At 57.2% G+C, this 12,427-nt stretch carries 9 protein-coding genes; 5 read left to right on the top strand and 4 right to left on the bottom strand.

The features are described 5' to 3' along the window. Window positions 1–9: 9 nt before the first annotated feature. Entirely contained in the window at window positions 10–978 is a 969-nt protein-coding gene (gene hcr / locus SPG90_RS02920) for an NADH oxidoreductase (protein ID WP_126302813.1), read from the top strand. Window positions 979–1,066: 88 nt separating this feature from the next. Here the strand turns inward: hcr and SPG90_RS02915 are convergent, their stop codons facing one another. Continuing rightward, window positions 1,067–1,501 carry a DoxX family protein gene (locus tag SPG90_RS02915; RefSeq protein ID WP_115874615.1) on the bottom strand — a complete coding sequence of 145 codons (435 nt, stop codon included), beginning with the start codon at window positions 1,499–1,501 and terminating at the stop codon, window positions 1,067–1,069. A gap of 151 nt (window positions 1,502–1,652) precedes the next feature. Between SPG90_RS02915 and poxB the strand changes: the two genes are divergently transcribed. From poxB to SPG90_RS02895, 4 genes are all read left to right on the top strand, one after another. Then, the gene (poxB, locus tag SPG90_RS02910) at window positions 1,653–3,371 is read left to right on the top strand and encodes a ubiquinone-dependent pyruvate dehydrogenase (protein WP_126302814.1); all 1,719 of its coding nucleotides are present in this window, start codon (window positions 1,653–1,655) and stop codon (window positions 3,369–3,371) included. Between the two features lie 38 nt (window positions 3,372–3,409). Beyond that, window positions 3,410–4,411, top strand: a complete 1,002-nt coding sequence (ltaE, locus tag SPG90_RS02905; protein ID WP_109846001.1) for a low-specificity L-threonine aldolase — start codon at window positions 3,410–3,412, stop codon at window positions 4,409–4,411. A gap of 10 nt (window positions 4,412–4,421) precedes the next feature. Then, window positions 4,422–5,858 (top strand): SDR family oxidoreductase, encoded by a 1,437-nt coding sequence (locus tag SPG90_RS02900; RefSeq protein WP_126302815.1) that lies wholly within the window; start codon window positions 4,422–4,424, stop codon window positions 5,856–5,858. Between the two features lie 92 nt (window positions 5,859–5,950). Next, on the top strand, window positions 5,951–6,964 hold the full coding sequence (locus SPG90_RS02895; protein WP_045354430.1) for an NAD-dependent epimerase/dehydratase family protein: 1,014 nt from the start codon (window positions 5,951–5,953) through the stop codon (window positions 6,962–6,964). A gap of 69 nt (window positions 6,965–7,033) precedes the next feature. Here the strand turns inward: SPG90_RS02895 and SPG90_RS02890 are convergent, their stop codons facing one another. The 3 genes from SPG90_RS02890 to SPG90_RS02880 all read right to left on the bottom strand — a co-directional run bounded on the left by SPG90_RS02890 (window position 7,034) and on the right by SPG90_RS02880 (window position 12,312). After that, window positions 7,034–8,857: a chitinase gene (locus SPG90_RS02890; protein ID WP_045403626.1), complete on the bottom strand. Its 1,824-nt coding sequence runs from the start codon at window positions 8,855–8,857 to the stop codon at window positions 7,034–7,036. Between the two features lie 143 nt (window positions 8,858–9,000). Continuing rightward, a complete protein-coding gene (gene iagB, locus SPG90_RS02885; protein WP_045403629.1) occupies window positions 9,001–9,453 on the bottom strand; it encodes a type III secretion system invasion protein IagB in 453 nt (150 codons plus the stop codon). Between the two features lie 132 nt (window positions 9,454–9,585). Beyond that, window positions 9,586–12,312 (bottom strand): glycosyl hydrolase family 18 protein, encoded by a 2,727-nt coding sequence (locus tag SPG90_RS02880; RefSeq protein ID WP_126302817.1) that lies wholly within the window; start codon window positions 12,310–12,312, stop codon window positions 9,586–9,588. Between the last annotated feature and the right edge of the window lie 115 nt (window positions 12,313–12,427).

Below are 12,427 nucleotides of genomic sequence, written 5' to 3'. Positions count from 1 at the left end.
GAGGGATTCATGACCATGCCAACCTCACAATGCCCGTGGCGGATGCAGGTTCATCACATCCATCAGGAGACGCCGGATGTGTGGACGCTGTCGCTGTTGTGCCATGACTACTATCCATATCGTGCAGGCCAGTATGCGCTGGTCAGCATTCGCAATTCGGCGGACACCCTGCGCGCCTACACGATCTCCTCGACGCCGGGCGTGAGCGAATACATTACGCTCACCGTCCGCCGCATTGACGACGGCGCGGGCTCCCAGTGGCTGACGCAGGACGTGAAGCGCGGGGATTACATCTGGCTGTCCGACGCGCAGGGGGAATTCACCTGTGACGACAAAGCTGACGATAAATTCCTGCTGCTGGCGGCGGGCTGTGGCGTAACGCCGATTATGTCAATGCGCCGCTGGCTGGCGAAGAACCGCCCCCAGGCCGACGTGCAGGCGATCTTCAGCGTCCGTTCCCCGGAAGATGTGATTTTCGCCGAGGAGTGGCGTGAATATCCGGTGACGCTGGTGGCTGAGCACAACGCGACCCACGGTTTTGTGCCCGGTCGCCTGAGCCGCGAGCTGCTGCAAAGCGTGCCGGATGTTGCGAACCGAACGGTGATGACCTGCGGCCCGGCGCCGTTCATGGCTATCGTGGAAGAAGAAGTGAAAGCGCTTGGCGTAACCCGCTTCTTCAAAGAGCAGTTCTTCACGCCGGTGGCGGAAGCGGCAAGCAGCGGCGTTAGGTTCACCAAACTGCAGCCTGCCCAGACCTTCTTTGGCCGCGTGGGGACCACGCTGCTGGAGGCGCTGGAAAGCAACAAGGTGCCGGTAGCGGCTGCCTGTCGTGCTGGCGTGTGTGGCTGCTGTAAAACCAAAGTGGTTTCCGGTGAGTACACCGTCACCAGCACCATGACGCTGTCCGACGCGGAAATTGCCGAGGGTTACGTGCTGGCGTGCTCGTGCCATCCGCAGGGGGATTTGGTCCTCGCATAAACGATAAACGTTCGTTCGTAGGCCCGGTAAGCGTCAGCGCCACCGGGCTTTTTTGCCGGGCGGTACTGCGTTTACCCGACCTGCAATTTTACCGCCACGCGGGCGCTTTACCCAGCGCAAACCGCCCTGCCCCTAAAAACGCGACAGCCAGCGAGCCGATAAAGAAGTACACCAGGCTTTCAATCGCCCATGCCCCAACCTTATCAAGGGCGAACGTTTCACCCATTCCCACCATCAGCCACGCCACAATCATCGTAAACGCCAGCACCAGCGCGGCCGGGCGCGTAAACAGCCCGACAATAATCAAGATCGGCGCCACGACTTCGCCAACCAACACGCCGTAGGCGATAAATCCCGGCAGCCCTTTTTCCACCAGCATGCCGCTGATAAACCCCACGCCGCCAAAAAGCTTGTGCAAACCATGAAAAAGCATCAGCCCGCCGACGGCAAGTCGTAACAAGAGTTTGCCAAGATCGTCGCACGATAGCTTTTCATTAACAGCAATTAACAATGATTTAACCATTTGAAATTATTCCTGTTTTAACTGAGGCACTCCCAGATTATGCCGAATAATTGCGCGTGAAAAGCACCTTTTAATTGTGGGGATGCGACGGGCAATACGGAGACTTTCTTCTAAGCTTGTAAGCGTTATCACAAAAAGGAGACGGACAACCATGAAACAAACCGTGGCTGCATATATAGCGAAAACGCTCGAACAGGCTGGCGTAAAACGTATCTGGGGCGTCACCGGCGACTCCCTGAACGGACTCAGCGACAGCCTCAACAAGATGAAGACCATCGAATGGATGCCGACCCGCCATGAAGAGGTTGCCGCCTTCGCCGCAGGCGCTGAAGCGCAGCTTACGGGTGAACTGGCCGTCTGCGCCGGATCCTGCGGGCCGGGTAACCTGCACCTGATCAACGGCCTCTTCGACTGCCACCGCAATCACGTGCCGGTGCTGGCGATTGCCGCTCATATCCCCTCTTCCGAAATCGGCAGCGGCTATTTTCAGGAGACGCATCCGCAGGAGCTGTTCCGTGAATGCAGCCATTATTGCGAGCTGGTTTCATCCCCGGAGCAGATCCCTCAGGTGCTGGCGATCGCCATGCGTAAAGCCGTGCTGAATCGCGGCGTTTCTGTGGTCGTTATTCCGGGCGATGTGGCCCTCAAGGCTGCGCCAGAAGGGGCAAGCACTCACTGGTATCACGCCCCGCAGCCCGTCGTCACGCCAGCAGAAGAGGAGCTAAAAAAGCTGGCGCAGCTGTTGCGTTACTCCAGCAATATCGCCCTGATGTGCGGCAGCGGCTGCGCTGGCGCGCACAAGGAGCTGCTGGAATTTGCCGGTAAGCTGAAAGCGCCGATTGTCCACGCCCTGCGCGGCAAAGAGCACGTCGAGTACGACAACCCCTACGATGTTGGCATGACCGGACTGATCGGTTTTTCTTCAGGCTTCCACACCATGATGAACGCCGACACGCTGATCCTGCTTGGTACCCAGTTCCCGTATCGCGCGTTCTACCCGACGGATGCCAAAATCATTCAAATTGATATCAACCCTGCCAGTATCGGCGCGCACAGCAAGGTCGATATGGCGCTGGTGGGCGATATCAAATCCACCCTTTCCGCCCTGCTGCCGCTGCTGGAAGAGAAAACCGATCGCAAGTTCCTTGATAAGGCGCTAAGCGACTATCGCGATGCCCGCAAGGGGCTGGACGATCTCGCCAAACCGAGCGACAAAGCCATTCACCCGCAGTACCTGGCGCAGCAGATCAGCCATTTCGCTGACGACGATGCCATATTTACCTGCGACGTGGGCACGCCAACCGTCTGGGCGGCACGCTATCTGAAGATGAACGGCAAACGCCGCCTGCTCGGCTCGTTCAACCACGGTTCGATGGCCAACGCCATGCCGCAGGCGCTGGGCGCAAAAGCGACGGCGCCGGAGCGTCAGGTCGTGGCGATGTGCGGCGACGGCGGGTTCAGCATGCTGATGGGGGATTTCCTGTCGGTGGTGCAGATGAAGCTGCCGCTGAAAATTGTGGTTTTCAACAACAGCGTGCTGGGCTTCGTGGCGATGGAGATGAAGGCCGGAGGCTATCTCACGGACGGCACCGAGCTGCACGACACCAACTTCGCGCGCATCGCCGAAGCCTGCGGCATCACCGGTATTCGCGTGGAGAAAGCCTCAGAGGTGGACGAAGCCCTGCAGCGTGCGTTTTCCATTGACGGCCCTGTGCTGGTGGATGTTGTCGTCGCCAAAGAGGAGCTTGCGATCCCGCCGCAGATCAAGCTTGAGCAGGCTAAAGGCTTTAGCCTGTATATGCTGCGCGCCATCATCAGCGGGCGCGGTGACGAGGTGATCGAACTGGCAAAAACCAACTGGCTCAGGTAAAACATTTCGCACGACCTCTTAAAATAAAGGGATGTGAAATGATTGATTTACGCAGTGATACCGTAACCCGCCCGAGCCGCGCCATGCTCGAAGAGATGATGGCCGCCCCGGTCGGGGATGACGTCTACGGCGATGACCCGACGGTCAACGAACTGCAGCGCTACGCGGCTGAACTGAGCGGCAAGGAGGCCGCGCTGTTCCTGCCGACCGGAACGCAGGCTAACCTGGTCGCGCTGCTCAGCCACTGCGAGCGCGGTGAAGAGTATATCGTCGGCCAGGGCGCGCATAACTATCTGTATGAAGCAGGCGGTGCCGCCGTGCTCGGCAGCATTCAGCCCCAGCCGATTGACGCCGCGCCGGACGGTTCCCTGCCGCTCGATAAAGTCGCGGCGAAAATCAAAGCCGACGATATTCACTTCGCCCGCACCCGGCTGCTCAGCCTCGAAAACACCCACAACGGCAAAGTCCTGCCGCGCGAATACCTGAAAGCAGCGTGGGAATTCACCCGCGAGCGCGGGCTCGGCTTGCACGTTGACGGCGCGCGCATCTTTAATGCCGTCGTGGAGTACGGCTGCGAGCTGAAAGAGATTGCGCAATACTGCGACTCGTTCACCATCTGCCTCTCCAAAGGGCTGGGCACGCCGGTGGGCTCTCTGCTGGTGGGCAACGCGGACTACATCAAGCGCGCCAACCGCTGGCGCAAAATGACCGGCGGCGGCATGCGTCAGGCGGGTATTCTGGCGGCGGCCGGGCTGTATGCCCTGAAAAACAACGTGGCGCGCCTGAAGGACGATCACGACAACGCCGCGTGGATGGCTACGCAGCTGCGCGAGATTGGCGCCGAGGTGATGCGCCACGACACCAACATGCTGTTCGTACGCGTGGGCGATGACCGCGCCGCCGCGCTGGGCGAATTTATGAAATCACGTGGCGTGCTGATCAACGCCTCACCCGTCGTGCGTCTGGTCATGCATCTCGACGTGAGCCGCGAACAGCTGGCCGACGTGGTGAAACACTGGCAGGCGTTTTTACAGCGATAAGGAGCATCACGTGCCGCAACGAATTCTGGTGCTCGGCGCCAGCGGGTACATCGGTCAGCATCTCACCGCGGCGTTAAGCCAGCAGGGGCACCTGGTGCTGGCAGCGGCACGCAACACCGAACGCCTGCAAAAGCTTAGTTTGCCTGGCGTTACCTGCCACAGCGTTGACCTCAACTGGCCGAAGGAACTTCCCGCCCTGCTGGAAGGGGTCGACACGCTTTACTACCTGGTGCACAGCATGGGTGAAGGCGGAGATTTTATCGCCCACGAGCGGCAGGTGGCGATGAACGTCCGCGATGCCCTGATGCAAACCCCGGTGAAGCAGGTCATTTTTTTAAGCTCGCTCCAGGCGCCTGAACACGAGCAGTCCGATCACCTGCGCGCCCGCCAGCTGACGGCCGAAACCCTGCGCGGGGCGAATATCCCCGTCACCGAACTGCGCGCCGGGATCATCGTCGGCGCGGGCTCCGCCGCCTTCGAAGTGATGCGCGATATGGTCTACAACCTGCCGGTGCTCACGCCACCGCGCTGGGTGCGCTCGCGCACCACGCCGATTGCGCTGGAAAATTTGCTGCACTATTTGGTAGCCCTGCTGGATCATCCGGCAGAGCAACACCGCGTGCTCGAGGCGGCAGGTCCTGAAGTGCTGAGCTATCAGGAGCAGTTCGAGCATTTCATGCGCGTCAGCGGCCGCCGCCGCTGGCTGATCCCCATCCCCTTTCCGACCCGCTGGATTTCGGTATGGTTTTTGAATGTCATCACCTCGGTGCCGCCGACGACCGCCAAAGCGCTGATCCAGGGGCTCAAACACGATTTACTGGCGGACGATCGCGAACTGCGGGCACTCATTCCCCAGGACCTGATCCGCTTTGACGATGCCGTGCGCAATACGCTGAAAGAAGAAGAGCAGCTGGTGAACTCCAGCGACTGGGGTTACGACGCCCAGGCGTTTGCCCGCTGGCGCCCGGAGTACGGCTATTACCCGAAACAGGCGGGCTGCACGGTGAGAACCCACACCAGCCTGGCCGCGCTGTGGGAGGTGGTGAACCAGATTGGCGGCAAAGACGGTTATTTCTTCGGCAATATCCTCTGGCAAACGCGCGGGGCAATGGATCTGCTGGTGGGGCACAGGCTGGCAAAAGGCCGCCCGGCACGCCCGTATCTTGAGGTGGGCGATGCGGTTGACAGCTGGAAGGTCATCATCGTCGAGCCGGAAAAACAGCTGGCACTGCTGTTCGGTATGAAAGCCCCGGGACTGGGTCGGCTCTGCTTTACCCTGAAAGACAAAGGCGATTGTCGTGAACTGGACGTCCGCGCCTGGTGGCATCCCCACGGAATGCCGGGTCTGTTCTACTGGCTGTTGATGATCCCTGCCCACCTGTTTATCTTCCGGGGAATGGCGAAACGCATTGCGCAACGGGCAGAACAAAAGACGGAAAAGATCTAAATAAAACTCTCTTTCTTTCACCTTTCCCATTGCATAGCGCCGTAATTCACGAAAGAATGCGCACGAAATTCTTTTCAACACAGTGGATTGATATGAAGGTACTGGTTACCGGGGCGACCAGCGGCTTAGGCCGAAATGCGGTCGAATTTCTGCGCAACAAGGGCATCAGCGTCAGGGCTACCGGTCGCAACGAAGCGATGGGAAAACTGCTGCAAAAAATGGGCGCGGAGTTCGTCCATGCTGACCTGACGGAGCTGGTCTCCTCGCAGGCGAAAGTGATGCTCGCCGGTATCGACACGCTGTGGCACTGCTCCAGTTTCACCTCCCCGTGGGGTACCCAGGAAGCCTTCGATCTCGCCAACGTGCGGGCAACCCGCCGTCTGGGCGAATGGGCCGTTGCCTGGGGCGTGCGCAACTTTATTCATATCTCGTCACCGTCGCTCTATTTCGACTATCACCACCATCGTGACGTGCAGGAAGATTTCCGCCCGGCTCGCTTTGCCTGCGAGTTTGCCCGCAGCAAGGCGGCCAGCGAAGAGGTGATTGACCTGCTGGCACAGTCGAACCCGCACACCCGTTTTACGGTCTTACGTCCGCAGAGCCTGTTCGGGCCGCACGACAAAGTGTTTATTCCGCGCCTGGCGCAGATGATGCACCACTACGGCAGCGTGCTGCTGCCGCGCGGCGGCGATGCGCTGGTGGATATGACCTATTACGAAAACGCCGTCCACGCCATGTGGCTGGCAAGCCAGCCGGACTGCGATAAGCTCATCTCCGGTCGCGCCTACAACATCACGAACGGCGAACCCTGCACGCTGCGCAGCATTGTGCAGCGCTTAATTGACGAGCTGCAGATCGACTGCCGCATCCGTTCAGTCCCTTACCCAATGCTGGATATGATTGCCCGCAGCATGGAGCGTTTTGGTAGTAAATCGGCCAAAGAGCCTGCGCTGACGCATTACGGCGTATCAAAGCTTAACTTTGATTTCACGCTGGATATTTCGCGAGCGGAGAACGAGCTTGGGTACAAACCGATCGTGACGCTGGATGAAGGGATTACGCGTACGGCGGCGTGGCTGCGGGATCACGGGAAGCTTCATCGGTAGATCGGGTCCTGCATTTTTACGACGAGAAAAAAACGGCAACCCGAAGGTTGCCGTTTGTCATTTTGCTGATTACAGCGCAGTCCACGCGTCCTGCCATGCAATCCCTTTACCTGGCTCGTAGTAGGATGGCGCGTTATTGCACCAGCCGCTGTACGGATAAGGTTTGCACTGGAACAGCTGGCCGCGGTTGTTCACGATATCGCCCGCTTTCCATTTGGTTTTGGAGGTCCAGGTCGGGTAAGTCCCGGTTTGGCCGCCGTTGGTCTGCTTAGCCTGTACGTTCAGCGTATAGGTTGTGGTGCTGCTCAGCTCGCCGTCACTGACGGTAAGGTTGATCGGGTACTGCGTCGCCGCAGCCACTTCCGGCGCATTGAAGGTAATAATCGCTTTATCTTCGCCGCTTACGGTCTGACCGTTCGGAGCCGTCCAGGTATAAGTCAGGTGGTCACCGTCTTCGTCAGTCGAGCCAGACGCGTTCAGAGAAACAGATTTACCCGCTTCAACCGCACCCACCGGACCGGCGATTTTTGCTACCGGCGCATGGTTTACCGGCGCTGGCGTATTATCGTCCGGAGCCGGGGTGTTATCGTCTGGCACCGGCGTGGTATTGCCTTCGTCCGTTGGGTCGACAGGGGTCGGCGTTGGCGTGACGCTACCGCCGTCGGAAGTCCCGTCTTCACCCACCACATTGACGTTGAAGTAATGCTTCACGCATTTGGTGTAGTCACCCTCTTTAAAGGCGCTGAATGGCGTCTGGTAACCCACCAGCTGGCAAGAGTAGGTCTGGCCTGACGGGGTATCCGCGCTCCATCCCCAGTCCTGTTCCCAGTAGATCTTCAGCGCGCCGGCACCGCCTTCGTCGAACTGCTTCATGTTGGCGCAGCCCAGCACTTCGTTAGACGGAACAGGCACTTTCAGGTAGTTGGCAAACTCTTTGTAGTATTTGATACGGTTTTGAGACTGGGCGATCTCAGTCGGGCCACCGCACTCCACGCCGCCGTTGATGATCTGCGTGGTCACGCCGAAGCCCGGTACCAGACCATTCGCCTTATCGTGATCGTTCGGCTGCCAGGTGCCGTCGATAACCTGCAGCATGCTCGGTTTTGGCGGCTGCGGGTAGGCGAAGAAGAAGATCGCGGAAGCAAGGTTCAGCCAGGTGTCCGCCACCAGCTCAGGTTTGTCCAGCAGTACGCGGACGTCGCCGTACATAGCTTCAGAGAACGGGCCGTAGTTGTAGTTATAGGAGAGCTGTTTCGCACCGCGACCAAAGTAGCTAACGAAATCGCCATCTTTGTCTTTACCGCACGGCCAGGTCTGACCCTGCCAGACATCCGGGTTACATTCGCCGTTATAGCCGCCCTTCTGACCCTCGCTCCAGCCCATCTCACGCACGTAAACCAGCGCCTGACGCCACTCGGCTTCCGGACGCCAGGACTCGTGGCCGCCGGTTTCCTGCGCGAAGTGCGCGAACATGGTTGCCAGAGACTTACGGCAGATGGCATCGCTGTTACGACCATCGGTATAGGTCTGGCACAGCGCCGGGAATTTACCGACCGCTTTCAGGAAGTTGCTGTAAGTATATTCCGGCGCACGCAGTGGGAAGAGGTAATCCCAGTCGCTGGCCTTGATAATCCCTTCCACGCGCTTGACGTTTTCCGGGTTTGTCGATTTACCCGGCTCAATTTGTTCCACCAGGCTGTTGTCCAGCGTGCGGATGGTTGACTTCACCGAAGCCATCAGCGGGAAGTTGGTCAACTCCTGCTCTTTCTTCTGCAGATCGCTGGCCTTAACGGTGTAAGGTTCGCTGCTGGCCTGCAGCAGGGTTGCCTGAGCCATAAACGGTGCAACACATGCGCCCGCAATAAGAACACTGAGTAATGTCCTTTTGTTCATATTCAATGGTCCTCTTAATGATATTAAGGGTCTATAAAAGTTAATTTGTTTCGCGGTTTATTTATTAATCATTTAATAAATAAACCCGGGAGCAGTTTTCGTTTTATGAAGAACACCAGTCGGTACTCTTCAAAAAATAAAAATCAATAATAATAACGGTTGCTGGTGCTACGTTTTAACTTCTGATATTTATTCCAGACCTTGCGGGCATAGACCATGCGCTGCGCGAAATTCTCTTTTTTCAGACCCGCGTTATAGGCGCCGACCGCCTCCCAGTTATAGCCATAAATTTTAATCATTCCGGATAATATCGATGCGCCAACCATAATCGAGGTGCAGGGCTCGGTAATTAACCGGTATTCATTAATGCCTTTGCGCTCCAGCTCGGAAAAATGTGAGCTGTTAATCTGCATCAGTCCGACATCACGCGTGCCATCATGATTCAGTCCAATCGCATTGGGATTCATTCCTGATTCAACGTTAGCAATGGCATATAACAGATAAGGATCCACATGATAATAACTGGCGGCTTTATCCCAGCAGTTGGCAAAGACGCTATGGCTTATTACCAGCAACAATAAAAATAACGTTTTCATTTTCAGTCCGGCTCTTTTTCATTGTCTCCTTACGCGGTTATTACTCTTTTCCTGATTTACGGCCCACGTCCGTCTCGGGACGTGGACCGTAATAGCGGGCAAATTTCTTACCCGCATCGTTATAGCAGTGGCTTACTGGCAGTCAGTCGCCGGGCCTTTTTTCACCCATACATCGCTGCTACCTGGTTTATCACCCTTCGTCCACCATTTCGCGGTGTAGGTGTAACCGTTGTAGGTAGTGGTGTCGCCGCCGTTATAAACCACGTCGGAGCGCCAGTTGAATTTCACCTGACTTACCAGCTCCCATGCATCCACACCGAAGCCCGGCTGGTTGCCCTGAGTCCAGTATTTTGCTTTCCAGACCAGGTTGTCGAAGCTGACGGTATTCCCCGCGTTGTAAACCTTGCTTGCGCTCCAGGCAGCATATTGACTGGCGTTGGCGTCAACAGGCTTATCGCAGCTATTGGTGGCAGAACCTTCGTCAGACGGCGTGTTGCCTTCATCGGATGGGGTATTTCCTTCGTCAGACGGCGCGTTGCCTTCATCGGATGGGGTGTTGCCTTCGTCAGACGGCGTTTCCGCTGCTTTAGGCGTTACCGTCACCTGTACGTTAGTCTGTACGCTGGACTTGCCATCGCTTACCACCACGGTCAGCGTGTAAGTTGATTCCGTGTCCACGTCCGGCGCGGTGATGTTCAGGTTCGCGGTGTCTGCGCCTGTCGCCTGCATATTCGCAGGAACGCTCCAGGAGTAGGTCAGCGCGTCGCCATCAGGATCGTTAGCCTGAGCGTGCAGAGAGTAGCTCTGGCCAGCTTCCAGCGTCACGGCTTCCATCTGGTTCACAACCGGCGCCTGGTTTGCTTTCGGCGCTTTGTTCACGACCTGGACGTCAGCAGTGCTGCTCAACCCTTTCGCGTCAGTGACCGTCAGGCGGAACGCCAGAGTCTGGTTACTGGTGACAGCGGCAACGTTAAAGGTCGCTTTCGCTTTGGTGCTGTTGGTGATGGTCACCGACGGGCCAGAGATCTGCGTCCACTTGTAGGTGATGGCATCGCCATCCGGATCGGTGGAAGCCGAGCCATCCAGGGTCACCGTCGCCGGACCGGTTACGCTCTGGTCAGCGGCAGTCGCCAAAGGCGCATGGTTGGTCACTACCGGATCAACCGGCGCAGCGCCACCGCCTGTCAGGCTTTCATTCATCGCGTTCAGAATGTCTCCGGTATCGGAGTCGATAGACCAGGCAAACAGACCGCCAAGGTTTTTCGCGAGCACATACTGACCTTTCGCCGTTGCGGAACGCGCGTCTTCATAGGTAATCAGATCGCCGGTGGTTTTGTTAAACAGATACGGCGCTTCAGCGGTAGCATCATAGTTGTATTCCCAGCCCGCTTTGCCTTTGTACTCGTTAACGATCTGACGATAGTCAACCACGCCCGGTTCCCAGGTCCCTTTCACCATGCCCGTTGCCGTGCCGGTGAACGGGTTGTTATTGCTGTAACCGTGAACGCCGGTCCAGCCGCGACCATACATGGCCGTCCCCACAACGATCTTGCCGGGCTGTACGCCCTGGGCCAGCAGTGCGTTCACGCCGTTTTCTGTGGTGTATTTGGTATCCGGTTTATTCGCAGGCGCACGCAGCGCGTTCTGGTGACCCAGCTCGGTGTTGCTCCAGCCGCCGTAGAAGTCGTAGCTCATCAGGAAGATGTGGTCCATGTACTGCTGGGCAGTGGTGTAATCCACGTCTTCAATCTTATCGCCGCCGGAACCGATCGCAGAGGTCAGTTCATAGGTACGGCCGGTTTCGGCTGACAGTTCATTCATCATGGTGCGCAGTTCGCGCATCAGTGCGGTATACGTCTCTTTATCCTGCTGCGGGTTGCCCAGCGTTTCGTTCTGACCGCCGCCGCCAGGGAATTCCCAGTCGATGTCTACGCCGTCGAAGAATTTCCAGGTTTTCAGGAAATCTTTTACGGACGCGACGAAGCGCGCGCGGATCGCCGGGTCGTGCATTTTGAAGAACGGGTCAGACAGCGTCCAGCCACCGATAGACGGCAGCACTTTCAGCCCTGGATTGGCTTTCTTCATCGCCATCAGCTGGCCGAAGTTGCCTTTGTAGGGGTCGTCCCAGTTGCTGACGCCAGCCTGAGGTTTCTGCAGGGCGGCCCACGGGTCGTGAATCGCCACCTGGAAGTCCTGACGGCCCGCACAGGCGCGCTTAAGCGCTTCGAAGCTGTTACCGCCCTCAATGGTTTTCAGGCTGTCGTTGATGCCGTCGCCACCGCAGATTGGAATGAAGCCGTACAGAATGTGGTTAAGGTTAGCCGCCGGAATTTTGTCCACGGGGAAGTTACGGTCGTAAACACCCCACTCAGGGAAATAAGCCCCCACCACTTTATCGGTGTGCTTAGAGAGGGTTTTGTTATTTTCCTGCATGGTGGTGTTGAGTGGCAGCAGATGGCTACCGTCGGTATCCGCGACGATAATCAGTTTGCTGGCACTGGTGCTGCAGCCGCTGGCATTGCAGAGCTCAACCGTTTCCTGATAGCGACCGCCTTTCTTCACTTTAAACGTAGCCGTGCCGGACATGCTGCCTGCGCCGGTCCAGACGGTTTTGCCGTCAAGCAGCACTTTCGCTGAAGTCGGCGCCGCGCCGCTCCAGACGTCCCACTGCACTTTAACATCGGCGCCATCATGAACTTTGACGAGGTTGTTGTAAGCAGAAGCAGACTGATCAACTTCAACAATGGCAAATTTATCATTACCACTGGCGATAGTTGCTTTACCGGGCACTGCTGCGAACACCGGGCTTGCAGCCGCTGCAACGAAGAGTGCCAGATATTTAGGCTTCAGAAATTTCATTATTTGATCCTGATAATACGATTTGTGAAATTAAATACCCATGCTTTTCCATTAAACATGGACGAACGTTATTGACTGATAAATTAATCATGAACGCTTCTGGTTCATGAAAGAC

Origin of the sequence: Enterobacter sp. D2 (genome assembly GCF_034427575.1) — a bacterium.
In the GTDB taxonomy this organism is placed as follows: domain Bacteria; phylum Pseudomonadota; class Gammaproteobacteria; order Enterobacterales; family Enterobacteriaceae; genus Enterobacter; species Enterobacter cloacae_M.
This window is presented reverse-complemented; position numbering and strand designations above follow the sequence as displayed.

Coding starts and splice junctions, on each gene's coding strand:
- SPG90_RS02895 (WP_045354430.1), top strand. CDS start 5,951: ATGAAGGTACTGGTTACCGGGGCGACCAGCGGCTTAGGCCGAAATGCG.
- hcr (WP_126302813.1), top strand. CDS start 10: ATGACCATGCCAACCTCACAATGCCCGTGGCGGATGCAGGTTCATCAC.
- poxB (WP_126302814.1), top strand. CDS start 1,653: ATGAAACAAACCGTGGCTGCATATATAGCGAAAACGCTCGAACAGGCT.
- ltaE (WP_109846001.1), top strand. CDS start 3,410: ATGATTGATTTACGCAGTGATACCGTAACCCGCCCGAGCCGCGCCATG.
- SPG90_RS02890 (WP_045403626.1), bottom strand. CDS start 8,857: ATGAACAAAAGGACATTACTCAGTGTTCTTATTGCGGGCGCATGTGTT.
- SPG90_RS02915 (WP_115874615.1), bottom strand. CDS start 1,501: ATGGTTAAATCATTGTTAATTGCTGTTAATGAAAAGCTATCGTGCGAC.
- iagB (WP_045403629.1), bottom strand. CDS start 9,453: ATGAAAACGTTATTTTTATTGTTGCTGGTAATAAGCCATAGCGTCTTT.
- SPG90_RS02880 (WP_126302817.1), bottom strand. CDS start 12,312: ATGAAATTTCTGAAGCCTAAATATCTGGCACTCTTCGTTGCAGCGGCT.